Annotated in this window: 41 protein-coding genes; all 41 read right to left on the minus strand. The window is 38.5% G+C overall.

Annotation, left to right across the window (positions count from 1 at the left end; genetic code table 11):
* Window positions 1–2: 2 nt before the first annotated feature.
* The 41 genes from AC6CH1_RS07255 to AC6CH1_RS07455 all read right to left on the minus strand — a co-directional run bounded on the left by AC6CH1_RS07255 (window position 3) and on the right by AC6CH1_RS07455 (window position 26,136).
* Entirely contained in the window at window positions 3–389 is a 387-nt protein-coding gene (locus AC6CH1_RS07255; protein WP_498316824.1) for a phage tail fiber protein, read from the minus strand.
* 4 nt (window positions 390–393) lie between these two features.
* On the minus strand, window positions 394–1,464 hold the full coding sequence (locus AC6CH1_RS07260) for a baseplate J/gp47 family protein (RefSeq protein ID WP_498316825.1): 1,071 nt from the start codon (window positions 1,462–1,464) through the stop codon (window positions 394–396).
* Window positions 1,464–1,871, minus strand: coding sequence for a DUF2634 domain-containing protein (locus AC6CH1_RS07265; protein ID WP_498316827.1), 408 nt, complete (start codon window positions 1,869–1,871; stop codon window positions 1,464–1,466). The genes AC6CH1_RS07260 and AC6CH1_RS07265 overlap by 1 nt, the downstream gene beginning before the upstream one ends.
* A complete protein-coding gene (locus AC6CH1_RS07270; protein ID WP_498317752.1) occupies window positions 1,871–2,248 on the minus strand; it encodes a DUF2577 domain-containing protein in 378 nt (125 codons plus the stop codon). Before AC6CH1_RS07270 ends, AC6CH1_RS07265 begins: the two co-directional genes overlap by 1 nt.
* Before the next feature lies 1 nt (window position 2,249).
* Window positions 2,250–3,212: an XkdQ/YqbQ family protein gene (locus AC6CH1_RS07275; RefSeq protein ID WP_498316828.1), complete on the minus strand. Its 963-nt coding sequence runs from the start codon at window positions 3,210–3,212 to the stop codon at window positions 2,250–2,252.
* A complete protein-coding gene (locus AC6CH1_RS07280; RefSeq protein ID WP_498316829.1) occupies window positions 3,205–3,894 on the minus strand; it encodes a LysM peptidoglycan-binding domain-containing protein in 690 nt (229 codons plus the stop codon). The genes AC6CH1_RS07275 and AC6CH1_RS07280 overlap by 8 nt, the downstream gene beginning before the upstream one ends.
* Window positions 3,887–6,076: a tape measure protein gene (locus tag AC6CH1_RS07285; protein ID WP_498316830.1), complete on the minus strand. Its 2,190-nt coding sequence runs from the start codon at window positions 6,074–6,076 to the stop codon at window positions 3,887–3,889. The genes AC6CH1_RS07280 and AC6CH1_RS07285 overlap by 8 nt, the downstream gene beginning before the upstream one ends.
* A gap of 49 nt (window positions 6,077–6,125) precedes the next feature.
* The gene (locus AC6CH1_RS07290; protein WP_498316832.1) at window positions 6,126–6,578 is read right to left on the minus strand and encodes a hypothetical protein; all 453 of its coding nucleotides are present in this window, start codon (window positions 6,576–6,578) and stop codon (window positions 6,126–6,128) included.
* Between the two features lie 243 nt (window positions 6,579–6,821).
* Window positions 6,822–7,262 (minus strand): phage tail assembly chaperone, encoded by a 441-nt coding sequence (locus AC6CH1_RS07295; RefSeq protein WP_498316833.1) that lies wholly within the window; start codon window positions 7,260–7,262, stop codon window positions 6,822–6,824.
* A gap of 70 nt (window positions 7,263–7,332) precedes the next feature.
* Complete coding sequence (locus AC6CH1_RS07300) at window positions 7,333–7,803, minus strand: phage tail tube protein (RefSeq protein WP_498316834.1); 471 nt, start codon at window positions 7,801–7,803, stop codon at window positions 7,333–7,335.
* 15 nt (window positions 7,804–7,818) lie between these two features.
* Window positions 7,819–9,132, minus strand: coding sequence for a phage tail sheath subtilisin-like domain-containing protein (locus tag AC6CH1_RS07305; protein ID WP_498316836.1), 1,314 nt, complete (start codon window positions 9,130–9,132; stop codon window positions 7,819–7,821).
* Window positions 9,132–9,356: a hypothetical protein gene (locus AC6CH1_RS07310; protein WP_498316838.1), complete on the minus strand. Its 225-nt coding sequence runs from the start codon at window positions 9,354–9,356 to the stop codon at window positions 9,132–9,134. The genes AC6CH1_RS07305 and AC6CH1_RS07310 overlap by 1 nt, the downstream gene beginning before the upstream one ends.
* Complete coding sequence (locus AC6CH1_RS07315) at window positions 9,340–9,786, minus strand: phage tail terminator family protein (protein WP_498316839.1); 447 nt, start codon at window positions 9,784–9,786, stop codon at window positions 9,340–9,342. Before AC6CH1_RS07315 ends, AC6CH1_RS07310 begins: the two co-directional genes overlap by 17 nt.
* A complete protein-coding gene (locus tag AC6CH1_RS07320) occupies window positions 9,776–10,279 on the minus strand; it encodes an HK97 gp10 family phage protein (RefSeq protein ID WP_498316841.1) in 504 nt (167 codons plus the stop codon). Before AC6CH1_RS07320 ends, AC6CH1_RS07315 begins: the two co-directional genes overlap by 11 nt.
* Window positions 10,279–10,644 carry a hypothetical protein gene (locus AC6CH1_RS07325; RefSeq protein ID WP_498316843.1) on the minus strand — a complete coding sequence of 122 codons (366 nt, stop codon included), beginning with the start codon at window positions 10,642–10,644 and terminating at the stop codon, window positions 10,279–10,281. Before AC6CH1_RS07325 ends, AC6CH1_RS07320 begins: the two co-directional genes overlap by 1 nt.
* Complete coding sequence (locus AC6CH1_RS07330; RefSeq protein WP_498316844.1) at window positions 10,638–11,033, minus strand: hypothetical protein; 396 nt, start codon at window positions 11,031–11,033, stop codon at window positions 10,638–10,640. Before AC6CH1_RS07330 ends, AC6CH1_RS07325 begins: the two co-directional genes overlap by 7 nt.
* 11 nt (window positions 11,034–11,044) lie before the next feature.
* Entirely contained in the window at window positions 11,045–11,326 is a 282-nt protein-coding gene (locus AC6CH1_RS07335) for a hypothetical protein (RefSeq protein ID WP_498316846.1), read from the minus strand.
* A gap of 12 nt (window positions 11,327–11,338) precedes the next feature.
* On the minus strand, window positions 11,339–12,364 hold the full coding sequence (locus AC6CH1_RS07340) for a major capsid protein (RefSeq protein ID WP_498316847.1): 1,026 nt from the start codon (window positions 12,362–12,364) through the stop codon (window positions 11,339–11,341).
* 20 nt (window positions 12,365–12,384) lie between these two features.
* Window positions 12,385–12,699: a hypothetical protein gene (locus tag AC6CH1_RS07345; protein WP_498316849.1), complete on the minus strand. Its 315-nt coding sequence runs from the start codon at window positions 12,697–12,699 to the stop codon at window positions 12,385–12,387.
* A gap of 20 nt (window positions 12,700–12,719) precedes the next feature.
* Window positions 12,720–13,322, minus strand: a complete 603-nt coding sequence (locus AC6CH1_RS07350) for a phage scaffolding protein (protein ID WP_498316850.1) — start codon at window positions 13,320–13,322, stop codon at window positions 12,720–12,722.
* Between the two features lie 177 nt (window positions 13,323–13,499).
* The gene (locus tag AC6CH1_RS07355; RefSeq protein WP_280522787.1) at window positions 13,500–13,628 is read right to left on the minus strand and encodes a hypothetical protein; all 129 of its coding nucleotides are present in this window, start codon (window positions 13,626–13,628) and stop codon (window positions 13,500–13,502) included.
* Window positions 13,629–13,673: 45 nt separating this feature from the next.
* Entirely contained in the window at window positions 13,674–14,705 is a 1,032-nt protein-coding gene (locus AC6CH1_RS07360; RefSeq protein WP_498316851.1) for a minor capsid protein, read from the minus strand.
* Window positions 14,698–16,191: a phage portal protein gene (locus AC6CH1_RS07365; protein ID WP_498316852.1), complete on the minus strand. Its 1,494-nt coding sequence runs from the start codon at window positions 16,189–16,191 to the stop codon at window positions 14,698–14,700. Before AC6CH1_RS07365 ends, AC6CH1_RS07360 begins: the two co-directional genes overlap by 8 nt.
* A 13-nt stretch (window positions 16,192–16,204) precedes the next feature.
* On the minus strand, window positions 16,205–17,470 hold the full coding sequence (locus tag AC6CH1_RS07370; RefSeq protein ID WP_498316854.1) for a PBSX family phage terminase large subunit: 1,266 nt from the start codon (window positions 17,468–17,470) through the stop codon (window positions 16,205–16,207).
* The gene (locus AC6CH1_RS07375) at window positions 17,460–17,918 is read right to left on the minus strand and encodes a terminase small subunit (protein WP_498316856.1); all 459 of its coding nucleotides are present in this window, start codon (window positions 17,916–17,918) and stop codon (window positions 17,460–17,462) included. The genes AC6CH1_RS07370 and AC6CH1_RS07375 overlap by 11 nt, the downstream gene beginning before the upstream one ends.
* A gap of 58 nt (window positions 17,919–17,976) precedes the next feature.
* On the minus strand, window positions 17,977–18,744 hold the full coding sequence (locus AC6CH1_RS07380) for a DUF456 domain-containing protein (protein WP_498316857.1): 768 nt from the start codon (window positions 18,742–18,744) through the stop codon (window positions 17,977–17,979).
* Window positions 18,745–18,975: 231 nt separating this feature from the next.
* Entirely contained in the window at window positions 18,976–19,569 is a 594-nt protein-coding gene (locus AC6CH1_RS07385; protein WP_498316859.1) for a hypothetical protein, read from the minus strand.
* Window positions 19,532–20,614, minus strand: coding sequence for a hypothetical protein (locus tag AC6CH1_RS07390; RefSeq protein ID WP_498316861.1), 1,083 nt, complete (start codon window positions 20,612–20,614; stop codon window positions 19,532–19,534). Before AC6CH1_RS07390 ends, AC6CH1_RS07385 begins: the two co-directional genes overlap by 38 nt.
* Before the next feature lie 560 nt (window positions 20,615–21,174).
* Complete coding sequence (locus tag AC6CH1_RS07395) at window positions 21,175–21,420, minus strand: hypothetical protein (RefSeq protein ID WP_498316862.1); 246 nt, start codon at window positions 21,418–21,420, stop codon at window positions 21,175–21,177.
* Window positions 21,421–21,451: 31 nt separating this feature from the next.
* Window positions 21,452–22,036 (minus strand): sigma factor-like helix-turn-helix DNA-binding protein, encoded by a 585-nt coding sequence (locus tag AC6CH1_RS07400; RefSeq protein ID WP_498316863.1) that lies wholly within the window; start codon window positions 22,034–22,036, stop codon window positions 21,452–21,454.
* A gap of 347 nt (window positions 22,037–22,383) precedes the next feature.
* On the minus strand, window positions 22,384–22,542 hold the full coding sequence (locus tag AC6CH1_RS07405) for a zinc ribbon domain-containing protein (RefSeq protein WP_498316864.1): 159 nt from the start codon (window positions 22,540–22,542) through the stop codon (window positions 22,384–22,386).
* A gap of 63 nt (window positions 22,543–22,605) precedes the next feature.
* Window positions 22,606–23,256, minus strand: coding sequence for a sigma-70 family RNA polymerase sigma factor (locus AC6CH1_RS07410; protein WP_498316866.1), 651 nt, complete (start codon window positions 23,254–23,256; stop codon window positions 22,606–22,608).
* Entirely contained in the window at window positions 23,253–23,669 is a 417-nt protein-coding gene (locus tag AC6CH1_RS07415) for a RusA family crossover junction endodeoxyribonuclease (RefSeq protein WP_498316868.1), read from the minus strand. The genes AC6CH1_RS07410 and AC6CH1_RS07415 overlap by 4 nt, the downstream gene beginning before the upstream one ends.
* A gap of 13 nt (window positions 23,670–23,682) precedes the next feature.
* On the minus strand, window positions 23,683–23,823 hold the full coding sequence (locus AC6CH1_RS07420; RefSeq protein ID WP_498316869.1) for a hypothetical protein: 141 nt from the start codon (window positions 23,821–23,823) through the stop codon (window positions 23,683–23,685).
* On the minus strand, window positions 23,804–24,082 hold the full coding sequence (locus AC6CH1_RS07425; RefSeq protein WP_498316871.1) for a helix-turn-helix domain-containing protein: 279 nt from the start codon (window positions 24,080–24,082) through the stop codon (window positions 23,804–23,806). Before AC6CH1_RS07425 ends, AC6CH1_RS07420 begins: the two co-directional genes overlap by 20 nt.
* On the minus strand, window positions 24,045–24,233 hold the full coding sequence (locus AC6CH1_RS07430) for a DUF6011 domain-containing protein (protein WP_498316873.1): 189 nt from the start codon (window positions 24,231–24,233) through the stop codon (window positions 24,045–24,047). The genes AC6CH1_RS07425 and AC6CH1_RS07430 overlap by 38 nt, the downstream gene beginning before the upstream one ends.
* Window positions 24,233–24,739 (minus strand): dUTP diphosphatase, encoded by a 507-nt coding sequence (locus AC6CH1_RS07435; RefSeq protein ID WP_498316875.1) that lies wholly within the window; start codon window positions 24,737–24,739, stop codon window positions 24,233–24,235. The genes AC6CH1_RS07430 and AC6CH1_RS07435 overlap by 1 nt, the downstream gene beginning before the upstream one ends.
* A gap of 2 nt (window positions 24,740–24,741) precedes the next feature.
* Window positions 24,742–25,134, minus strand: coding sequence for a molecular chaperone (locus tag AC6CH1_RS07440; protein ID WP_498316876.1), 393 nt, complete (start codon window positions 25,132–25,134; stop codon window positions 24,742–24,744).
* A 15-nt stretch (window positions 25,135–25,149) separates the two neighbouring features.
* Complete coding sequence (locus tag AC6CH1_RS07445) at window positions 25,150–25,380, minus strand: hypothetical protein (RefSeq protein ID WP_498316878.1); 231 nt, start codon at window positions 25,378–25,380, stop codon at window positions 25,150–25,152.
* A complete protein-coding gene (locus tag AC6CH1_RS07450; RefSeq protein WP_498316879.1) occupies window positions 25,370–25,744 on the minus strand; it encodes a hypothetical protein in 375 nt (124 codons plus the stop codon). Before AC6CH1_RS07450 ends, AC6CH1_RS07445 begins: the two co-directional genes overlap by 11 nt.
* Complete coding sequence (locus AC6CH1_RS07455; RefSeq protein ID WP_498316881.1) at window positions 25,741–26,136, minus strand: YkzI domain-containing protein; 396 nt, start codon at window positions 26,134–26,136, stop codon at window positions 25,741–25,743. The genes AC6CH1_RS07450 and AC6CH1_RS07455 overlap by 4 nt, the downstream gene beginning before the upstream one ends.
* Window positions 26,137–26,157: the final 21 nt, after the last annotated feature.

Raw genomic sequence — 26,157 nt, forward strand, 5'->3', positions numbered from 1 at the left:
CCTTATGCGAGTGTAATGCTTACATCACCTGCAGCAATTTTTAATTGGTCATCGGCAGCGATTGTTTTTTGATTAGTTAAAATTCCGTGGAATAATAGGTTTCCACCAGTTAAAGCATCATAGATACCAATATGAGTAATTGTACCCCATCCAGCTGTTGCAACAGGGAAAAGGACATCTGATGAACTGACGGCTACTCCGTCACTCGGTACACCAAAAGCAATTTCTTGTCGGGCATAATCTCCGCTTCCAACTTCTGTCCCGGTGCCAGCATCTGTTGGATTACTTGTAAATAAAGCTAGATACACTTTACTTGGTGAGGTATATGCGGTACCTCTCAATACTGCATTAATTAAAGCGTTTTCTAAATAGTTACTCATTGCAGCCATATTTTCACTCCTCCAATACTGTTATTGTTACCGCACCAATTACGGGCACTTCTGTGTCCGTTAATGCGATATTTGATGTAAGGTTATTAATTTTTAAATCTCGGTAATCCAGTACGCCGATTGCATCTAATAATTGGTTGCCGATAGCTGTATAGCGTATTTTGTAATCGTCTGACTCTTCAAATGCCATGGATTCAAAGTATTTAACTACATTTGAAATAAACGATGTTCTGGCAATTTCAGAATCAGCACCTTGTTTTAAAATAAGTTTGGCACTAATATCAATAGATATTTCTTCAACGCCCTCAATTGCCACATCGGCTAATACCGGTTTTACCGAATCTATATAAGCCTTTACCGAATCGAGAACTGATTGAGCAGGGCTGCGCTTCTGATGATCGATAACAACGACTTTCACAGTTCCCGGACCATTCCATAAAGGATAAACACGCGCATCGGCAATACCTGGTACTTCTTTAGCCCATTTAATATAGTGATATTTATTGCCGGATGTAGTGGGTCTCCGAACATCTTCTAAATAGCGCTCTAATAATTCTTCATCTGTCTCTTCATCAATCCCTCCACTAAAAGATACCTGATTCGTTACAGAGGCTACATTGGCTAAATCTCCATAAATTATCGACACCGTACCGACAAGGACATTCCCTCTTTCGCCAATTTCTTCAGCTTCTACGATTACTTCAACCCGATCATTAACTGCGATTACGGATTCAATAGTAGTAAAGTAAACTGGTTCTTGCTCATTTGTAGAAACCCTCGTTCCCGCTATTACCTCAGTTCCTGGCGATACATATATAACAACAAGGCCCCTAGCCTTACCAGATTTGCGGAAGATGCCCCGCTCTGCCACTTTGCGGTCAAGAAACTCCCCGTAAGTTGTTGTAGCGAATGTATAATCTAATACACTATCTAAAGAGGCATAGGCCTGTGCTAGTTCTATAGCTTTTGGATTGAGTAAGTCCCACAATACAGACCCTTCTCGCTTATCAAATGTAGCCGGGAATCTAGACAACATTCGATTTAATATATTTTCATAGGTTTCATTTTCAAACATTAGATGCTCACCTCTTTCGTGATATCTATGACACCTGCAATGGTGTGGGCAGTAAACGAAACGCTCACTTTATTTCGATTCCGTTCAAAATAAAAAGCATCAACACTTTGGATTCGGTCATCCTGCGCTAATGCTTCGGTTATATATCGTTTAATTTCACTGTATACAAAAGGTATTGGCTGTCCAATAAGTTTGTTTAATTCGGATGCGTAATACCAGGAATAAATGACATACGCATATCGTTCTGTATCAAGTGTTTTATAAATTGCCTGCTCAATAGCTTGCCTGCCATCAATTAAGCCGGATATTCGCTTTCTTGTAAAATCCAGATTGTATGTTAAAGATGGCTCAATGACCTCTTCAAAATCCGAGATTAAATCATCGTTTACAATTTGTCTTGGAAGCATCAAACCACCTCTTTATCAATTATTAAATATTGTTGTCCGCCGTGTGCCCGAATCATGGTCACTTTATCACCAATGATTAAACCGTTGTGGATAAGGAACTTTTTACGACCTTTGTATTCATGGGCATGACTTTCATAAGCAGCAGCTAAAGCGCCGCCTCCTTTTTCTTCCGTCAAATGCTCCACTGTCATATCCACTTCATAATCCATAACCGCACGAGTTAATTTGAGCTGTTCTTCCTCGAGTAATAGTTTTTCATCAAGGCGGATTTTTAACGGTGCGATCGATTCAACAGTGCCATAAACTATATCCGTTAATTTTTGCGCATTCACTGATTCAAGCACTACTTTTCTAATGGAACGAATAATATCAGACATATCACGCAACGAAATCACCGCCAATCAATTTCAAGTCCATCCGATGGTCTGATTCGTAAAATGAATGCTTTACCGTTTCAACCATCATAAAATTGGCGACCGTTAAGTCACCTAAATACATTTGCACACCCAATGTTGAGCCGCCACGTACACGGTAGTCACCAAACACTTTATTTACATGCAATTTACGGGACTTCCGATTATATAGAGCCAGTAATGCATCAGCTTTCGCTTTACCGCTCTCGCCCTCATCAACGCTTTCAGTATGCTGCAAAATACCCCACTCGTTCATATTTGCACTGTCCTGGGCAATAAATATTTCTCGCTTACCTGTCTTTTTATTTTCACGGGATAACTTAATTTTGTTGTACGTATTTTCATCTATGGATGTGGTGTACTCAAACGTTTCACCATTTTCCTCATCTACTAAAATATCAAGTTTTAACTGTTTAACATCACGGTAATTCAATTTGCCGTAATCATCATAAAGCACATACAGACTGCCTGTATTTTTCGTAGTGATTGCGCCGGCATTATCCATAATTGTAAACAGCTCCTGATTGTCTTCTACACGAGATGCAATAACAAACTTGGTATCCGCTATAATACCGCCCTGCAATCCGAAATCGGCAATGAGCATTTGAAGCACTTTAGCAGCTGTTTTGTTTTTATAGACATACGTATCTTTATTTTTAAAATAGCGCAATTGATCGAATGCAGTAACAGAAATGATACGGTTATTTGTACGCTTTTTAGTGAACACGAAACCGGCAAATATTTTATGACCATCATAGTCGAATCGCACCATATCTCCCTCGTGAAAGCCTAATATTTCATCTTTAATTACGTTAAATGTTAATTTACCAGGCATTGATTTTCGATGAGTCTCCCATATAACAGGCTCTTGTACGGCAACATCAAAAATGCGGCCACGCGACAGTATGAGCAATTGATACTTACCCAAGTTTAATCACCTGCCCCACTTTAATGGAGTTTGGATTTGGTAAATTATTGAGCTTAGCTAATTCACTTGCTTTAGCCCCATCACCTAAATGCTTTTTAGCAATGGACCATAACGTATCACCAGCTTTAACCGTATGGCTTTTCGGTGTTGATTTGCTTGCTGTAGAACGCTGTTTTTCAACTACGATCTTTTTTGCAACATTTGTTTTTGCATTTGAAGCATTAGAAGGGCTTGGTGATGATGATTTTACAGCTAGTTTTTTAGTACCAAAAGGCTTGAACTGTTTCAACGTGATTGTTGATTTAATATCAAAACCGTTTTCTGCATCTTCATCAATAGTGTAGTCTTCTAATGATACAGTCATATTTGTATCAAATAGTAAAGAGCCTTCCGGTTTCATACGATTAACGATGAATTGGAAAGGCTCTTGTCCAACTTTTAATTTTTCGAGGTGTTCTAAATAAAAGGAAGCTGGTTGATACCCACTCGGATATACAGCATACGGGTATTTTGTGTTGGGAAATTCAACTTCAAATTCAATATCCGTCAGACCTGCTTTTTTTAATATGTTGACTTCACCCTCATTGATAAGTGTGATCGTCTCATTTTTATTATTAATTTTCATACTCATTGCAGATGGAGCGACAGGTAGCTGTACACCATCTATAAAAAAGTTATACATCGTCACTGTCCCCCTCTGCTAATACTGCGATTGTTTCCTCTACTTTTTCACCGAAACGATCAATAACCCCATCGATATCCATTTCGGAATTGATGTGGTTCTCATTTTTCATATCTACTTTAATTTCGGCAGTCGTGAAACGGTTAATGGCTTCACGTTCTGATAAATCGCGTAAATACTTTAAATCGTCTGATGCCATCTTTACGTTATCAGCTAGCTTTTTCGCACTACCTGCTGTGTCTTTTCCGGCTTTAGACCCTTTGTCAGCAGCATCTTGAATTCCTTGTAAATTATTAAGAATGTCATCTAAGCTAGTAGTTGGCATGTTCAATTCCATATCCGGGCCGTTAAATAAATTCGCCCCCCAGTCATAGCCAGAACTAAATGCATCAGGAATCGATTTCATCTCCATACGAGGCGCTGTCCAAGTGCCTGCAGGCGCATCTCCGACCCAATCATTAATTTTACCTTTCAGTCCGCTGTAATCGGCTGAAACAGAAGTTCTGTGGCTGATTGTCCCCATCTTGCCAAAATCTATACCGGTTAAATTGTTTACCGCATCACTCACCCAGTTAATAGCACCAATAGCTGTATTAGCAGCATCTACAAACATATTTGCAAGATTCGTTGCAGCTGAATCGAAAGATCCTATCATTGATTGCGCCATGTCTATGGTTGTTTCTGCGATACTTCCGAGCAGTTTTTTCGTTGCATAAACAGGATCAATCCACACGTTGTAAAAGAACTCTGCGATCGATGCAAACAGGTTCCACCAGAAAGCGACCATGTTGTGCAAGAATGCCCCTAATGCGCTAAATGCTCCAGCTATTAATCCTGTAGCACTTATCGATGTACCGGCGAAATGGTTAATCGTTGCAATCCCTAAATAAAAGACAGCTATCAAAGCCATGAAACCAGCAATAACCCTTGTGACCGGGTTTGCGTACATTGCCGCATTCAATCCGTATTGAGCAGCAGTTTGAGCAAATGTTGCACCAGTAACCATTGCTGCACGTGCGGCTAATATTCCCTGCCATGTAGCCACTGCCATTGTTGTAAGTTTAATACCTAATAACGCACCACCATAAAGTAGCATTGCCGCTGTAGCAATACCAACTACAGGTCCGATGAACGACCAATTGTCATAAACAAAGCCCGCAACTGCTACCATGGTACTGAAAGTGGCAGTTACAACATTAGCTAGCGTATATAATTGACCTTTCATATCATTTACAAATGATAAAAATTTATCGCTATTCATTGCATTATTTATTCCGGCTAAAACATCTTGGAAAGCCCAAAGTGCTTCATTCTTAAAGTTCTGCCAAATTTGTGAGCCTGTTAAAGGCATGTTATTAAACTTATCGTTAATATCATCAGCAGCTGCAAACATCGCTTGTTTTACAACACTTGCAGTAAGCTCACCTTCTTTAGCCATTTCACGTATTGCGCCAATCGGTACTCCCAAATAATCGGCAATCATGTGGATGATGTTCGGTGCTTGTTCAAAGATACTGTTAAGCTCTTCACCGCGTAACACTCCTGAGCCGAGTGCTTGTGTTATTTGTAGGGTAGCAGCTGTAATTCCTTCTGCATTTGTACCGGCGATACTGAATTGTTTGTTAAGCAGTTCGGCGAAAGCGACAGTTTCTGCATTACTGCTAAAAGCATCTTTCGCATTCATCCCCAACTTACCGACTAAATCAGCCATTTGTCCATAAGCACCATACGAACGCTGAGCGCTATCAAAAATCATTTTTTGTAATTCAGCTGTTGTTTGTAGCCCGTCATTCATGAGATTTAAACGAGCTGTTGTGTTCGTCATTTCATCCGATAGCCCTAAAATATCTTTTCCTGTTTGAAATGACAGATAGGCAGCGACAATACCGGCGATTTTACCCAGCATGCCACTGGCGGCGGTGGTTCCGTCTCGGATGGATTGATTAAACCGATCTTGCTGCTGGTCAGCTTGCCGAATTTCATTTTCGATTTCATTAAAAGCTGTCTCAGCACGGGCCAGTTCGCGTCTAGCAATCTCGATACTGGATGTATCAACAGCTCTTCCAGATGCACGTTGCAAGCTTTCAAAACTGTTAATTGTCGCTTGCATAGCAATATTCATCGACTTAAATGCACTGGACATACCATCTTGAATTTGTATTGCTGTACGGATAGTAGCCATCTATTTCCTCCTTTCCGGTAAAATAAAAAAGCACCCACAATTGAGTGCTTTACAAAACAATATTATTTTCTTCGGTCTGCAAACCTAAGTTTTCCATAGTTAATAATTTTGATTTAGGTGTATGTGTCACATCAAATGAGATAAGCTTAACTTCACCTTCTGATGATTGGTACTCAAAGAGTAATAAAAGTTTCAGATCTCTTATTGTTTTTTCTTTGCTTCTGCCGCCAATCATCGCCCCTAAAGGTCCAGCAAGAATAAAACCACCTACAGCACCGCCTACAGAACTGCTAACTGTCTTTTGAATATCAACTGTATTCGTATGATGGATGTTACGCAGCTGATTGAAAGGCAGCTTGATTTTGTTATTTTCACTTTCAAATAGTACAGCGTTTTCAAGTACATTAATTTTAGTTAAAGCGTTATTAGCGATTGGCAGCCCATCGATTAAAGGAACAGCAATTGGAACTGGTTTCTTTACTTTCTTTCCGAAAATACCCAAAATAATCACCTCTTACATTATTTATACAATATTATGCAAAGAGGTACTACTACTTTCTACTTCTGCCTTTTCTTTTTCCTCGATTAGCTTCCTTTTCAGCTTTCTTTTCTGCTTCAATTTTCACTTGAATGGAGCCAATAACAAATGCTTTATCGAGCCGGGATAAATTAATATACTCTGACGGCAAACGACGCAATTTATGTAGCCAGTAATGCGCTATGTTTGCATCCGTATCACCGTCACTTATGAGTTTTTTGCTTGTTCTACCAGCTCGTCTAAATCAAGTTCATAGTTATTGGCTTCTTGTGCAGCTAAAAAGGCATCCGTCGCTTCACCTGGAGTGAGCATCTTGTTGAACAGATCCTCTTCACCCAATGCTTTATATGAATCTTGGAGTCCTACATCCGTCAAATTCGGGAAAGTGAGTGATTCAATCGTAAACAGGTTTTGGTATTTAGCAGCTTGGAACTCGGAACGGAACTGACCTTTTTGCTTTCCTTGAGTAATCATGGTTTTCTTTGTTGCCTGAGCTTTTAATTCTGCATCGCGCTCTGGTGAAATCGGTTTAAAGATAAAAGGAATCGGCTTCCCTTCACCATCTTTAAAACGTTTAGAGATTACTTTTTCTACCTGTGTTGGTTGATCTGCATTTTGCGCGAAAAACGCTTGTAAATTTTCCGACATGTAAGTCCCACCTTATAATATATTTTAAGTATTAGAAAAGGCTGCCGAATACTCGACAACCTTAATTGTTTTAAAGCATTTCAGCTAAAACTGAAAACTCTTCAGGCATATCCCAATCCTCAAACGTAAAGTCGATTGAATCCTCAAGATATTCCGCATCTGCATCAAGTAGAGCGATAATACCGCCGTCCATATTGCAGTCAATCAGAATAGTAGTTTGACTACCAACAGTTGAAGAATTGTCCTCATTTGTTGCTTGGATATCAAAATAAATATCCTCGCCCGTATCTTTATAGCGCTTCAGTAACTGACGGAAAATCGACGTATTGAAATGGAAAGTAGCTGATCCAGTACCTTCCCAACCTGTCGACTTGTTACCTTTTCCGGTTTTACCCATGATGGGTACTTGTGTTTTTGTTTTATCCATACGCGCTTCTAAATTAATTAGATTGGCGAACATATAGCGGTTGCCTTCAATCGTCACATAGGCTCTGCCCTGTGCACCAGAAACCGCATCTCGGCCATGCATTGTATTAGCCATTTAAATGTACCCCCCTTATGCTACTGTTGTAGTGATATAAAGCTGTGACATTGCCACTGTCGGCGTAACAACTTCATTTACTACAACTGCTTTTTTAGATTGACCTTGCTCTACAATAAGCTCTTCCTTATTGTAATTTTGGACAGCTCGAATACGCTGAAGTTCAAGACGATGTGCACCGATATCAGACCATAATGAAATACGACCGTCCTTGTCATTTGGAACTTTACCGAGGTAGCGACTGTTGAATAAATGAGCCGTATCGATGGCAATTTGGTCAAGCACACGAATCACTTGGTTCATGCTGAAATCTTCATTCTTATCAACTGTAAATGAAGTGAAAGTATTCACATCTTCAAGAACGCGAACTTCATCACCAACACGATGGAATACATATTTACCACCTTTTAATAATGCAGTAAGCTGTGGTTGAGTTTTCGTTTCAATCATTGAAAGTTCAAACTCACCATCGTATTTTTTATTGGTGTTCGATTTATTAACAGCAACACCGGCCTGTGCACCAGTAGTCCAGTAAACTGCGCCGAATACTTCATCTCCGATTGCATCGTTTTGCACATCGATGACACCTTCATGATCAGCGGCACCAATCTTATGGCCCACTAGCTGAAATTTACCACCTACCTGGTCACGAATACGCTTTGTATATTCAACATATAGCGATTTAATCGCCGGCTCAGATGATAAACAGCCTAAAGTATTAAAGCCGAACGCTTCAAGCTCATCTAAAGCTTCCTGATGCGCTCCGCCTGTTACTGCATCACCGTTTGACCCTTCAGTTAATGGTGCACTGGCTGTAACCGCTAAAGTTGCTGCAGGTTTAAACTTAACAAAGTCATTTGCCGCTAAATCAGCAGCAGTTGCAACCGTCTGCTCATCGACAACAACACCGGCAAGCAGTGTTTTCACGTCAAAGTTTGATGGCTCATCGACATTTGCTTGGATTGTGATTGATATATCATTTCCTCGCACACCTTTATATTTTGCGGTTGCAAATGAATTTTGGGCCGCTACTGCATTTACTGCTAATTTATAAAAGTAAACGGTAATTGCATTTTTAAATACATCACGAATGCCCTTTAATTTGTCGTCCGTATAATCGTAACCAAAAATTTTACGGCTATCCTTTTGCAGATCTTCAGTCGTCACTGCAAACACTCCATTGTCAACGCCCCAGTCAAGGACAATAGGCAAACCTACATAGCCTCGGTCAGATAAGTTTACAAAAGCACGTGCAGCACTAATAAAGTTATGATAAGTACCTGGCAGCACTTTGTTTTGCGTTAAAAATGGGCCTCCACCTAATGCCATTATTCTTTCACTCCTTCGTCAAACTGTTTTAATACTTCATCTACCTGAGCAAATGAATATTGTTCATCGTTTTTCAGTAATGCATTGAGTGCATCACGGCGATGAGTATATTTACGGCTTTTGACCAGCTGCTCTTTTGAAAACGTTTGTGCTACTGATTGAATCGTTTCACCGAAAAATTTAACGGAAACAGGTTCTACTTTTTGTTTAATCGTTCTCGCCAACTGATACCACCCTTTCCTTGTTTAAATAGTGCTCTAATGAACCCATGAACACTTTTTCTTCAACTTCATTTAAAAAGAAATTGAAATGGATGAAATTATGTCCTATTCCATCAACAGGCTCGCTATTTCCACCTGTCCCTAACATTTCGGAACCGTTCAAAAGCGTTACACTCTTCAATGCTTGCTGTATCTTCAGTGTCATGTTAGCAACCTCTGATGCCCCGTTTTTGGGGAAATACTGCACATTAAAAAGCGTAACAACTCTCCAACGTCCTCCAATCTGGCGGATGTGCTCAAGGTTTAAAAACTGAATTAAAAAAGCAGGACTCTTAAAGCCCTGCGGTACATCATCAATATATTTTGCGTAATTACTACCGAAAGCCATTTGGAGCTTACGTGAAATAGCAATAGTAATATCATTAATCTCCATCGAAAGCCCCCTTCAGCAGATTCGTTAGTTTCTTTTCCAGTATGGCAGGAGCTTGCCTTTCAAGTTCATCCGCACTTATTGTCATCATAAATCGACCTTTTACCCAGCCTTGGTGGTCTCGTGTACGATGGCCGAACTCAACATATTGCGCGTATTCTACCGGATTGATTACTTCCACTTCATAAATTGAGCCAAACTTTTTCACGGTCATAGAATCAGCATATTTCTTTGCACCACCGCCTCCACCAAAAGTAGCCGATAGCTCAGCTTCTCTGTGGCTTTTAGCCGTCCAACCACGCCTTAATGTACCGCCAGTCGTTCCATCTTCATATTGACCTACTGGAGTACGTTTAATCACCTTTGCAATTAAACGTGCAGCTAATTCTTTTGCTGCATCGTCACAAAACTTTTCAAAATCCTCTTTCACAAGTTTTTGTATTTTCTTTTGCATCCGTTTGAGCGCACTAAAATCAACTTTGCCCCATCTAGCCATTATGCGTACCTCTCAAATAATTCGAGTGGGATTTCTTGATGTATACGGAATACAGCCGCTTTTCCACTTCGAGTGTAAGTTTCAGTAATACCATTTTGCGAGACGATAATTTTAGACCCTGATGGAATATCGTATTCGTTACCAAGTGAAAGCTTTATTTCTTTGGTTATAATGGCACCAGCGCCCGTTGAAGATGTTGCTGTAAATGTTTTATGAGATAGTTTACAAGGGAGATCAATGTACTTTGTCACTTCGCCATGCTTAGTAACGAAAGTAATTGGGTCTTCGTATTCTTCCCACACCTTAACTACGCATCGACCATGCCACATGTGTTTTTCCAACGCTTTACGATGTGCATCTACCATGTGAGCACCCGGTATTTAACAAAATCAATTTCGTTATGCTGCAGGTAATTTAAAAAGGCGTGGAAATTAGATTCTGGCGTCGATTTGGCATCCACTAGAAATTCAGTGTCTGTGTCCCCATCTTTGATACGTTTCGTCGCTGTGGAAAAGTCTAATGAGCTTATGTCAAGCAAACCCATTGATTTCTTAGCATACAAAAACTCACCCACTGCCATATCAATAGCAATGTGAGTGAGTCCCTCAGGTACAGCGCTTAAGTTTGTTTGATTATTAACATGGTCAGCGGTTTTATTAACTGCAAATTTCAACAAATACATATCAGTACTTGTTGGATCGTTTGAAACAGTGACGCCTAAAGCGCCTAAACGTAATAACACTTCTGTGAGCATGAAATCACACCCTATTTAGTTTTTTCGGCTTCTTCAATTTTTTTGATGATGCCCTCTTCTGTTGTGGCTTTACCAATATCGATTCCTTTTTGTTCAGCATGTGCTTTTAGTTCTTCCAACGTCATGCCTTCAAAGGGATTGTCTGGCGTCTGGTCCTGCTTCTTAGCAACATCTCCAAGTACTTTTACCAGATTCTCATTAACATAATCTTCTTCCATTTCAAACTGTTCACCGCGAGGGTAAGTTTTACCCTCATAGCGAACAGGCACTTTTAATACTTCAACTAGTTTCATACATTAGCCCTCCTATGCGATTGGTTGTGCTTGGAATACGTTATAAGCTTCTGGGAATGAAGGAATTGCAGTAGATGCTGCTTTCGCCCATGTTGATACTGGGTCTAGACCTTCCTCATAAACCATACCAATCACATTTCCGACATTTGTCACTTCTTCGTTGCCTTGACGTAATAAGCGAGATTCTTCCGGTGTTGGTCCATTTAACGTTTCACCTAAAGTAGCATCACCGAACATAACAAATTTGTTTTCTGGGAAGTAACGCTTCGTTGTATACGTGCCGTTTGCATTTTGCACACGGTATTTCGCATCGTAAGTAGCAATTGTAGGTAAGCCGTGCGATTGCATGAATGCATTTAAATCCGCAAGCGTAGCCACTCGACCGCTATCACGGCCAAATAATGCAGCAATTACCTTCGCATTACGTAAAATCTGACTAGCAATCGTTGTAGATGTTAAAGCACGAGTTGGTTTTTCATCCAATGTTTCAACCCAGCGAGTGATATCCCCGATAATATCTGCTGTTTCTGCAGTCCATAAAGCCGTACCAGTTAAAGCTTCTTTATGGTCATTCGGCACATGGTAATCAACAGTTAAAGTGCCTCCACCTTCGATTTCAAGCTCTAACTCCCCGTTTGCTAACGCCTGCATACGCATAATTTCTTTTTCAGCACGAACATCGGCAACTGCACGGTCAATTAAATTAAAGATACGGCCAGTTAACACTTGCTGTTCCTGTGGAGTACGAGGGAATTGTAGTGCAATCAAATCCTTCTCCTTGATTTGATATTTCTTTTTGATGTAAGCAGCTTCAAGCGCTTGATCGTTAAATTCAACAGAACCAATTTCAGCCTCTGTATCGAAAGCGTGAATTTTAGCAGCTACCGGTAAATTACTTGCACCAACTAAGTATTCAAATTCAAGCGTGTCGTGCTTTACTTCTGGGAATAACGTTTCTCCTAAAAACGGTGTTAATTGACGTTCTTTTAAGTAACTTAATACTGTTTTCTGATTAAATAATTCTAAGATATCTGGCATTCTCTTTTTCCACCCTTCAATTAATAAAATTTAATTTCTTTTAATGCTGTTTTTGCTTCGGCAGCTGGAGCTACTGGCAAACGATCTTGCAGGATATATGCTTCAACAATTAATGAGCCTGGTTGCGGACCGTTCGTCACATCCACATCGTTATAGATGATTCCTTTTGCTGTTGCATCATTAGCCGGATAGATTGTACCAGCCGGAACGATTTTCTGACCTTTTGCATTTGCTGATACACCAACATCGCTGACTAAAGTAGTGAAGGCCTGCACCTTTGAAGTTTTCAAAAAATTAACACGAGAATAATTGTTTACATTGCTTACGTATGGCATGTGTATGCCCTCCTTTTATGTTATTTGTTCCATGGATTTGGAACGTCCGAGCCGACTGTTCCTTTTTCGTTGAACTGCTTTGCAAATGCCGCACCGGGATCTAATTCATTATTAGCTCCTTTGTCGCCACCAGCAGGAGTCCATCCTTTATATTCCTGCTTCTTTTCTTCCTTTTCAGGCACAAATAAAAAGGACTTTGATTCCTGCAACGTTTTAAGTTGCTCTTCAAGTCCTGTTTTGATATTACCGTTTTCATCTAATTCAATTTTGGATTTATCGACCAAACCAGTGACTAGATCTACGTCATGTACTTTATTGGCAACTGCCAATTTTAATGCTGTAGACATACGTTCATCCTTAAGCTGTTGTTCATACTGCTCTTTTGCCTGCTTTTGTGATTCCTGCAACTTAGTAATTTCCGCTTGTAACTCCTCATTGCCTTTTGCTTTACCCTGCAAATCTTTCAGTTGCGTCTCATGAGTTTTCACTTGTTCTTCAAGTGATTTCTTTGCTCCATTCACTTCATTAAAGCGTTCAAGCGGAACCATGTTGCCATATTTATTAACAAGCGCATCTGCTTGTTCTTCACTAAATCCCATTGCAATCAAATCTTCTTTTTTCATTACTGCATCCTCCTAATACGTGTTTAACGAGTAACGACTCGATAGGTTTTAAACACTTTCAGTTTCACGTCATAAAGCGCTAAAAAGACGAGACATTGGACCACCTAAACCTTTCCTGATTCGACATAATCAAGAACATGCTGCAATTCACTGCCCAAATCATCTTCGAATGTCGCTTTAGGGAGGCTCACCACGCATAATATGTGAAACTTCCCGCTTTCCGTTAAGATAGCCAATTTGATGGCCTAACACATAACAGACCGCTGCAACTGTAACTACAAACAAGAAAAATATTAATGGACTCATGAAATCATCCTTCCCCTTTATTAATGGGCATTTGTACGGCAAAAACTAAGCAACAAACCTTTCTTTCCATTCAGGGTATTTAATATTGCTAGAAATGTAGTACACTTCACCATTCTTTTTACGTGCAATCCGCTGACTGTAATCATCATCGAAATAAGGAGCTGTCGTGGTTCTGCATCTTGGATGAAAGGGATTGGCAGTAACACCTGGTTCAAAATCCGATAACTTAAATACCTTTCCATCCATTGACTGGCAAATATCGCTTGTCTTGCTATCCAATGTCGCAATGATTTCATATCGCTCTACATCTAGTTCGCCAAATGCATCCTTTGATGCCGTGGCACTAAAAAAAGCCTGCTCGGTTAATACCAAACGGGCTGCACTGGAACGGGAAGTATTCATTTTCCTTCGTATCACACTAATCAAGCGCTGAGGACTCTCACCTTTTGCTATAGAGAGCGTTAACTCTTTATGGAGTGTATCTATCAATTGACCTCTATCGCGCCAAATTTTAGCGCTGAACGTTAAATTATCGGCTGTCCATGGCTTACTAATAATCTTTGTCAGTTTGGCTTCATCTAATGCCTGAAAAGCAAATCCAACATTAAAAGCTTTTTGTACTTCATAAGCTGTGTGGTAATACTGATCTTGATAGATTTCTTTCATCAATCGCTCAAAGCCCTCTATTTGGTCCCCATAAAGCTTTTCAACATGATGCTGTAACTGTAGCTTCAAACTTTCCAATCGTGATATATGAACACGTGAAGAAGCATTTTCGAGCTGCTTCATCCATTGCTGATTAACTGCGTTCTTTTGGCCGTATTTAATATAGTCGTCAACTGACCACTTAAATTCCTTTAATTCTTGGGTTTTAAGCAGTTGTTTAGCTTCGTCCAATGAAACACCCTCAGACTTTGCGAAACGCTCATACCAACGCAAAATATCGGCTTCTAGTGAGTTCATTGTTTGGATATAAGCCTTTTCTAAATCGGCATAATAAAAGACGGAGCGATTGTGCTGTGCATCTTCTAAGGCTTCAAAACGTTGCCGCCAATAATTACGGGGTTTCTTAGCCATTTAGCTCACCTTGCTTCTGCTTAAATGTAGAATCGTAATTATCATACATATCCATTTGCTGTTGCTGCTCTTGTTTTCTTCGTTTAAGCTCCAGTTGCACATCTTTCACATAAGGATGTTGGGCAATTAATGTTTCCTCTGATAAATAAGGGGATTTTTCCAATACTTCTACAACCTCTTTTTCATTAATCAGGATGTCACGGTTAAAGATAATATCAACCTTTTCACCTTCAAAATCACCATAACCCGCGTTAGCTAAGTGCTGATTCACAAACCATAAAAGTTGTTCAAATGATGCTTGGAACTCGGTTTCAATACCGTTTGCATCAAGTTCGATGTCACTGTACATGGACTGGATATTCATTTGGTTTGGATTGTTACTCATGCGCTCGTCTTTTGCATCATAACCACGGCCATTTTCAATGAGTGCCTTTTTAAACAGCGCAAGAATAGCTTTGTAATTGTCAGCATTAACCGTAACAGTAAGGGTATCAACGCCACCTTTAGCTCCATCTGCTGACCGCACTTTAACGGCACCATAAATAGAAAGATTACGGCGGAACTCGCCAAGATCCTGACCATCGTAATTATGAAGAACCAAGATTGTATTGCGTGCATCTTCCTGCATGTTATTCTCAAAATCACTTAGCATGACATTGATGCCATCCTGCAAGGATTTAACCCGCTTAATTAATGGGATTTCACTGCTATTAAATTTAAAAGGAATTAAGGGAACACGTTTCCAGTTCACTTCAAGCTTTTCATCGCCATTGTAAACCGTTATATATGCACGAGATTCACTCGTTACTTCTGGCACCAATTGACCGTTAAACCATTCGTAATTTTCAACCCCCTTTGCACTGTACACTTCCGCTTTCTCCACAACTACTTCTTTATCGCCCTCATAAGCAACCGTAGTATAAATACGGACCGCAAAATCTACTTCTGTACGGTCTGAATCTTTCCAGAAAGGAATGATTTCATGTGGTGCGAAACGTTTGATAGAAAAAATCCCTTGTTCATCATAGTACGGATAGAGCCAACCGATACCTGTATTTAATGCATCTTGACCTACCTGTTTTAATGTCCGATGGAAGCGACGATTGAAAATAGTTTCAAGGGCTTTTATATATTTTTGGTTTTCAGATTCAAGCGTAATCGGTTTACCTAGCTGATAGTTCACCTTTTGGTCTACAAGTTTGGCGTACTGGTTATCGAGTATTTTATTGTTCGGAAGATTCCTATTGATTTCAAGACTTCCACCTTTACCAATAACCATGCGCTCTCGTTTCAAAATATCCTGTTCACCTTCGTAATACAGTTCACCTGTTAACATCCATTTACGTTTTTCTGACTTCTTGAATTTATTTATTTCATTTTCAAGCAACTTTACGTTACTAATAATTTTATTTGCTCCTGAAGCGATACGCTCATTTAATAATTCCGTATCTGTAACTGCCCCTTGAAAAGGGAATAAGTTTGTCATTTACATCACCTCTCTAATTAAAACTGTAAGTAGACTGGCGCATATCCCCTTCAAAGGCATAGCGAGTAGCATCAATTGTATGATTATCTTTATCTTCTAAACGTGGAATGGGATTGCCGTCTTTATCGGTTTGATAGTCAATATTTTCAAATTCTTTCGCAATGTTTGGGGTACGTAAAGGATCAATATAAATTGCGTCTAAGTCATCCAACCATTCTTCTCCATATTCAACGCTGTCCGGCCCTTTCTTAACGCCATATATCCTCGGCACTCCTAATTCATCACGTAATTCTGCAATAGATTTCGGCTCCGCAGAATCTGCAGCTACACGATCCGCTTGGTAGCCTTTATCTTTTAATTGCTGAGCGAGCTTGCGGTTACTAATTTTCACTCCATAAATTTCATCTATGGCATATATAGCGTTTTTCTTCTTGTCATAGTGCCAACGTACAAATGCTAATGGATCCGTTGCATAACCAAAATCGACTGCATTTCGAATGTTGTCGAAGGACTTAACCATTTCGTCGGTAATACTGCCTTTTTCAATTTGTAAGTTATCGAAAGGTACAACACCTGAGCCGATTGCTTCGCCAAGGTACTCCCACCGATAGCGCATTTCGTTTCGTTGTTTAGCAGCTTCTGCTTCCTCAATAAACTGTTTTGAGATAAATGGGTTATCTAAGTAATTGGAGTGGTGAACAAACGTATTATCAGGCTGAAAAGAGCTTTCATATTTCTTATTCACCCATGATTGCTTTCGCTTTGGCGGGTTATACGAATAAAAGAACTTATAAAAAAGACCATTCTCCAGTTCGCCACGTAATAGCGAGTTGGTAATGGTCGTAATCTCATCTTCATTTTTAAATTCAGCCATTTCCTCTACCCAAGCAAAGGCAAAAGGGAAATTCGCGCTTTTTAATGATTTAATACGTGACGGATCCTGCGCACCTCTGAAAATCATATAATTACCACGGGGCATGTAGGTGACTCGCATCGGAGATTTATTAATTTTGAATAAATGAGCCACTCCCTGCTCATGGATTGCCCATTTAATCTGCTCGAATATAGATGTTTCAATCGTATTATCGACTTTACGAATACCAACTGCATTTACTGGATAGCGCATTAATAACTGCACAAAAACATGGGCAATATCTGATGATTTACCCGAACCACGGCCACCTTTGCAAACTACATGAAGAATATCTTTAGCCAGTGCCGCATTCCATAATGGATGAAAGGCTTTCGGTATGAGTTCTGATAACTTTTTAACTGCCATTGTTATCACCGCTTATATCATCAACAAATATTGGTGTTACAGTAGCGTTAATTTCTTGCTTATCAGTAAATAAAGCGTATCGTTTTCCGATTAATTCGGCTGCACGAATGCGTTCGGACGTTGTTGGCGGCATATTCGTGATTAGAGTTTCTTCCCCGCCGCCGACACCAACTAATGCAGCAGAGCGAGTTTTGCCACGGAGTACATCAGTCAACAATTCCATTACTTCCGTTTGGTCAGCTATGCGGTCGGTTTTTAATTCTTCCATACGTCTCTTTATATAAAGATCAACCGAGTAATTTCCGAGTAACTTTCTTGCATTCGCTTCTGCTACAGTTCTATTAGTTGCCTTATACCCAGCTTTAATATAAGCTTCCGTTGCATTACCTAGCTCAATATAAGCATCTGCAAAAGCTTGTTGTTTTATTGTCAATTTACGTTCAATCAATGGCATCACCTCATTATGCTAATAGCTTGAATAAATAAAAAAGCATCCAAGATGGACGCTATTTTTTATAGTCTTCAAATAATAATCTATGGTTTGATATATGTTTATCTATTATTTTGTTTAATAATTCTTCAGTAACCCCATCAAATTCATTTACTTTTTGTAGATAACTTTCATTGAACATCTTATTATTTATTTTTTTAACCATATCATACGCGTTTTCAACGAGAGCTTCCTTAAATTCATCAACTTCATTTAAATCATATCCTAAAATTGTGTACAACACTTTAATTTCGCTGATTTGAATTTCTAATTCTGCAAACAGCTCACTTTCGCGAAACTGGTTCGCCTTATTGTCACCTATTAGGTTAATAATTACATCATTCATCGAATCGTCTCTATTGATATCGACCCCATTTTTTTTCAAATATTCATGAAAATTATTTAAATTTATAATTTCATTTCCGTTATTATATATTTTACGAAAAATTTCATTTCTTAACTTAACATATTTCATTAACCCTACAATTAAATCAATTAACTTTTCATTTTTATTAAGCAAAAATAGTTTGTGTTCCCTCTCTCTAGTTTTTCTATCATTCACCTCAGCTGACCCATCAATATTCTTTTTCTGTTCTCTAATTAAAGCATACGTAGTAAATACAACTGCTACCATACCCACAATTCCGCCTAAATAGCTTCCCCAAAAGCCAAGTGAACTTGCTTTTTGGTTATATACTCCTAGCAATATTGGCACTACAAAAATTAATATTATCAAAAATCCAATTCCCACTAAAGGAAGTTCCTTTTTAGCGTTATCATCCATCTTTATCACTCCCACTCAATCATAAATCAAATGGGAATCTATTACACTAATATATTCCCCTCCCTATAGAAAGCACAGCCTAAAGAAATAGCAATACGCCCTACTCAAAGCCCTATTCCAATAATAACCTCTCTCAGTAAGCTAATTGCTTAACAAAATAAAAAGAACGCTCAAAATGAGCGCCCTGAACTAAACTGATATATATTATTAACAACTTACTTTAAAACCATTTTAGTTCTTAAACTTTACAAGTAAAAATTTATAAATAAGCAAAACATTACGATAGAAAACCATAAAGCTATGCATTACAGTAAATAACCAAATAAATGCTAGAGTTAGTATTCCATATATCTTTACAGTACTTGAAACATCAATATTATGCGCTATACTTTTTAAACTTTCTATAACTGTACTGTATACTGTACCAAATATTATTAATATAGTTTGTATTAAAATACAGTAGATGAAGGAAGCTAATAGCTGTTTTAAAACAGCCTCTTTCTCCCCAGCACGAACCCCACTAAATGTTTGACTTATGGCTTCTTTATTAAAAGATGAAATTAAAGCTAAAGAGGTAATATTAAAACCAATTTGTAATGCAATAATACTAGCAAGATAACTATTTGTATCTGCAATTTTTTTTGTAATAAAACCAGGTAAAGAATTTGAGAAATAAAAAATCAATACTGTTACTAAACCCACTAAAAAAGGTATCAATAACTCAAATGATATACGTTTCAAATTATAGCCTTGAATATATGCATTAAAAACGCCGAAATTATTGTTATTATCCTGTTTGTTCGTTATTACCACTTTCCCTTTCATTGCGGGTTTCAATCTCTTTCTGAATAGCCTCCTTAACATTTTGATCGTCTCCTACCTTGATCCATTTGCCGGGTAATTTTTTTAAAGAAATAGGATTTTCATTTTTTATAATATTCGTCATTCCAAATTGAATATCCTTTACTGAAATTACACCCTTACTATTATATGAAACCTCAGTATCAAAATCTTTTGTAATAGGGGATTGATTAATAGTAACTTCTCTTTTGCTTTTTTTCAGTATTCCCTTCACCGAAAATGAATCATACAATTGCATTTCTCTAATTTTTTCAAAATAATTCTCAAAAGTTTTAACATTCATTTTCCCAGTATTTTGAATTTTGATTTCTAATCCATATTCATTTATGCCATTAGCCGCCAATTCTTGATCTAGAATTTGACTGACATCTTTTTTTCTTTTATCAGTATCACTGTCCAATTTCATGGTCGCGTGTGTAATAGATTCAATCTCCTTCAATTTCTCAAAGAAATCAGTAGGTGGCAGAGTCAAAATTTTAAATATTGAGTTTTTATGGATAGTATAACCTTCTATATTTTTAGATTTATCCCCCTTATTCTTTTTGTTATATTCGTCAATATACGGATATATAATTTCTTTATGTGATCGTAAAAACTGACTTAACAACTTAATATTAAAAACTTTATTATGATCTTCTTGTACTAAAAATAAACCTGTTTTACGATCAATCATGAAATGTACTACTGCCTCTAAACCACTAGTTTCTGGTATCTTCCCTAAACTACTTTGGGTAGGTATATCAATGTGCTCTTGAGCTAAACCATATCTAGCAGTAAGAAAATAGCCCTCTGTAATATCTGCATCTAATGATTGTCTGTAGTCCCCTAAATTAAAGGAATTATTAGAACTAACATACTTTCGGTTCACTTTATCCACTTTAAGTATCGATTGGAAAAGTGTATCTATAAGTTCATAATCATACATAGAATTATAGTATGTATCAATCAACCCAATTTTTGGAGTAACTATTTCAAAAGCCCTAACTTTAATCATTTTTTTCTTTATCATTCTTTTATTTCCCCCTAGATATAATCGACAATTTTATACAAATTATACTAGGATAATCCAGTAGAATCAAAAGAAATCGAAATCAGAACATACAGTTCCTTATTTAGTGTTGAGAAATTTAAAGTAAATACAAAACCACCGACCTAGGGTAGTCGGTGGTTTAATGAAATTGTCGATGCTTTCATAATATCATATTCATTTTAATCTGCATATGTTCATAAAAAGCCCTACTCAATCACAGGCCTAACCTCTCCCCCACACGGGCAAAGACGTTCATAAACCTTCTTAACATTCAAATGCCCATTACGAGTCCGACCAGTAGCCTGCTTCTTTAACTGCGCCGGTCTATCACACTTCTCACATTTCAGAGCCGTCATCATAACGCTCACCCCCATTTTTATGTATAGAAAAAGAGCACCCATCCATCTGAGTGCTCTTCGGTAAAAATTATTCAGTTGTCATAGATCGAATACTGTAGCCTCTCATTTTTATTTGTGGTAAAAAATAAGTGCTCTTATATATAAGGCATTCGTATGGCAAAATTCCTTTTAGTTTGTTTATTAAATTGAATATTCGATTTCGACAAATTCAAAGTTGTTCATCATATTTGTGTAACCGGCATTACAAATTGCATCAGGTCCAAATTCATTGATGATATGTTCTTCATGCTTCTTTAAAAATTCGATGAACTTCTCTTTATTATTAATAATTAGCGCATTATATAAATCGGCTGTAGTATCTTCTCCGTCAAAATATCTTGTACCTACTGATTTATCTTTTAGCTGCAAAACCCATCCATCTTTCATTTAAACTCCTCCTCAACATAATGGCTTAATTCTATGCAATATCATCAAACAAACTCTCTTGCGTGCCATGCGTAATATTTGCATGGATTTTACGCTTAGCCCGGCTGTAATAACTCTGCACCGTGCTTTTACTAATATCTAGCATTCTTGCAACCTTGCTGAACGGCAAAAGCTCAGCTTCAATAGCGATATATACTGCGCGCTCATCATCTGTAAGTCCTTTAAGAGCGCTATTAATTCTACGTTTCTCTTCATTAGCCTTTATAGCTGCTGCATTTAAATCACGCATCATATAAGCCATATAGCTTTGCCACTCTGGTGCCTCAACATCAATATCAGCAAAATTCTCTTCAATTTTCTTTTTTAACGATCCCATAAACTCCGGCATCAACATATCGTCATCATTCACATAAGCCATATAAGTTTGCATATGGTACGGATCCATCGGAAATGCGTCCACTCGAGTAGCTGCCCGATACTCTGCAGGGTCATAACCTGTTTCCATCCATTCAATTGCCTGTTTCACTTCCTGGTACATACTGCCGCTTGTTACGCCCTCAGACTTCATTACCTTCAACAACTGCTTGTACTCCTCTAATAAATCTTCGAAATACATAAGATTGCCCCCTTATGCTATAATTTACTTGTGATGGATAAATTAAGCAGTAGGGAAACCGTAGCATGGCGAGTGCTGAGGTTTTTGTTTGTTATTCAAGCCCATATTGCTATAATGAGCTTGTATAGTTTTGCTGACTTGAGTGTGGAAGCTCAGGTCTTTTTTTTATGGTTTTTGAACTTATGTCCATTTACTATAAAAAGCGATAACACGAATAACCCAAAAATAACAATCTGTATAACAAAAGCCATTAGAAATAACAAATCATTGTACCTCCTGCCAGGTATTTATGGCAGTATAGCCAGAAATTGTTCCTCTTCTACCACACAATTTGTTCGTAATGCTGATTAAGATTTACTTACTTTAGTTGTGATTTCGAAAGAATATGGCATGTCACACATTTCGCAGTTGTTATCGTAATTTTCGAATTGTCCCACTTCCTCAATGTCATACTCTGCTTCTGTTAGTTCACCGCAATGCGGGCAGTTTACATATACATTTTCCATAAAATTTCTCCTCCTACTTGATTGTTGATAAGCCTTTCATCTTTACTAAGCATTTTGGTTCAATTACGCATAAATCAAATCTTTTTTATCCATCATCCGATATTTACGTTTGCTCTTACGCTGTTGCGCCGCTTTATGGCTCATTCCCAATGAAACGGCTGCATCTTTGAACGTGTGCCCCTCCAGCACCATGCGGACAATCGGTTTATCCCGTTCCTCTACTTCATACACATCCAACATTTGCTCGATATAAATATTATCGTCGAAATGCGGTACGTACCCGTAACTATCCAATATCGTCAACTCTTTGTCGGCTTTCTTATTGCTGTACTCATAATCAAGCGATAAAACATCTAACTTTAAATAATCAAGCGCTCGCTGCACAAACTTAATCGGCTTGTTCAGCTTTTCAGCGATTTCATGAACCGGTAATTCTCTCCACTGCCTTTTGTGTATTTTCATAGCATTATCGATGGTCATGGAATCAACATGTAGGATATGACTGACCTGTAAGGCGTTAAGAATAGCGAAATTTATATGCATTGCCGCAAATGCCCCAAATGGCACCTCGCCGTTTTTATACTCTCGACAGGCGCGCATCAGACCAATGCATCCCTCCTGATAAATATCGTCATATTCCATACGGTTACCATTTTTATAACGATTAGCAATTTTGTGTACGAGTCTGAAATGGTCCTCTGGATTGTGTTTCATGCAACTACCTCCACTTTTACTTCCGCTCTTGGTTGCATATCATAGAATTTTCGTACCACCATCTCCACGATCTGTGCATCATCATGCCAAATGATTTTACTGCAGACGTCCTTTATGCCCTTTACCAAATTATCTAAATCCGGCTTGGTTGTTGGTCGTAATTCACCTGATGCAATAAGTGCCTGTTTTGGCTTTGTTTGATACTTTTTTGGTGGGACAATATAAACGTCCACCTTTAGCTTTACCGGAGCTACAATAAGCTCCTGTGGCTTATTCTCCCATGCTACAAGCTTTACTAACTCTTTGTACGAGCGAGACTTCGGGGCGTCATGTGTTCTGACGCCCTTGCCCATTCTCGAAAATCTCGGTCGCTCCTGTGCTTGTACGAAACCTGGTACCGTAAATTGAATCATTGCCCTATACCTCCTATGCCACCCTGATGCCGTTTTTATTAGCTGGTAACTGCCGGTAGCCTTCTAGCTTCAATACCTTTAACTCACTTTTCGTAAAATAGCCCGCTATCATTAGTTTGTCTTGATCAATACGCTTAACCAGCTCCACGTACATCATACGTAACTCCTCTCAGGTCATTTAGTAAGTCATCAAACTGTTTGCCTGTGTCGAAAACAAGTGCATCCACCGTAATATCGTAAAACTCGCAAATCTTGGCCACTTTGATTATGCTAGGTTCGATTCTGCCATTTTCCATAAGACTGATTAAATTGGAACTAACGCATGTGGCTTCACTTAAACTTTTAATCGTATATCCAAGTATTTTGCGAATCGCTTTAAGACGCTGCCCGATTTGTACTTGTAAGTTCGTCATGTTGTATCACCTCATCAATCGTTACTTGGTTTCGCTCAAATTCAGCGTCTGCCAGCTCCTGCTGATATTTTTTGTAGCAAACTGGACCAAACCCTAGCTCTATGCTTTTACTTGTTTTTAACTGCCTGTTGCATCGTCCGCATAGTTCCATTAGTAACCACTCTCCTGACGTTCGTGGTTGATTTGGTTTTTAGCGAAGTAAGCTTGTTCAACCTGCTCCCACGTGAAGCCTAGCTTTTCTGTTAAAATCGCAAATGTCGTAAGAACATCCCGATACCCTTCATCGATTTCATCGTATTCCCATAAACGGATGAAGTAAGATGTTAGCCATAAAATTTGCGAAGTAATGTCATCATATTCAAGACCATTTCTTTCACTATCACCTTTCGGATAAATAATAAGTGGGCCACGATGATGCAACTGGTTTCCGATAACAAGGATAAAACTTAATACATCCGCAATTTCATCAAGCAGACCTTCTTTTGGTTGTTTATTAACCTTCCAATCTTTAAAGCCGCCCCATTCATTAGACATTTCACCGATTTCAGTAATAACTGCTAGAATCATGTTTTTCAAATTAACTTTTTCTAGGTTTTGTTTTGCTAGAATAAGCGCATCCAATTCTGACTGCATCTCAAATAATTTCTGTAAATTCATCCTTATACCCCCATTAACAGCTCGTAAGCAGCTTCATATTCTCTAGCGAACAACTCTCGCTCATTCACCGGCTTGTACATCGGTACAACTTTGCAACGCTTGGCTATCTCTTTATAAATAGCACGCTGTACTTCCTCATGCGCTACAACACTAAATACTGACTCATACATGAGTTGTCCTGATGCAAACAATGATTGATCCGTATAAACTGCGAAATTCATGTATCGCATTGTGTTATGAAATAATCCCTCATGATTAATTTCAAGCTTTACGGGCTCCATTGATTGGATTATTTGGCCCTTGTATTCAAATTGAATGCCTCCCGCTGGAATTTCGATGATTTTATGATCTTGATTTTCGATTATTCGGTCTATTTTAAAGAATGCTAGATTCATTCTCGTTTCCTCCTCTTAACCCACTTGTTTAAATTCTAAAGGTGGATTTGTATATTCAATTTCAAACGGTAGCCCCGCTGTAAACTTTGTGCGAATGTTAATTGCATTCATCATTTCTTCTTCATCGAAGCAGACAGTTTTAGATTTACGTTCTCCATCTACTAACCAATAAACCTTGCAATACTCTTCTGTACGAAATCCGATGTAAGATGCTGTTCCCTGTGTATACATATCGTTAAATGGCATTTGATTCACCAACCTTCGTTTCATCATTTAGAATTTTGTATAAAATATCTACTACATTTTCAGCTAAATCCGAATGAGGTTGATAGCCAATGTATTCACGTAGCTCAACAATTCCTGTACGTAACCGGTGATTTTCAGATTGCAATACTTCAACCTGCTGTACTCGCTTTTTTAACAGTGCGCTATAATAGCCATCGACTGCCTCCATCTCAATGCGGGTTTTAAACTCGGCCAATTCGACCTTGTCCAGTTTCTCTAGCTGCTTATTTTTATCATCAATAATACGATCAATAGCCTCGGCCAACTGTGGCTCGACTGTTTGAATACCGTTGTTATAAATCGTGTAGGCTGTGTGAATGTTCATTTGCTCGACTCCAATTCCTTGTGTATTTCAGCTAAACGCTGTTTACTTCGTTCGATTTCTCGTTCGTCGCCTCGCCCCATTGCATCATGGAGGCTATCAAGCTCGTAATCTTGTTCTAATTCCAAAAGTTCACGACTTGATTCCTGATGGATTTTAGCTACAGGCATTTTTATTTGATGTGGCGTTTTTGGTTGTGGACGCACATTTTCTACTGCCCAGAAGCTGCCTTGAGTTTCAAAATAAAGACATCCTAAGTCAAAAGTGATTTTTTCAGAGAGAATATCAATGCCTTTAATAAGCAAAATGGTGTTCTTTAAGGGACCTTTTAAGATTCGTACTTGCATTCCAATTTCTAACTGTTCAATCGGCACAATATTTGTTGGCTTTTCCATATAACATCCTCCAATCGAGAG

The organism is Solibacillus sp. GQ1, from assembly GCF_059758555.1.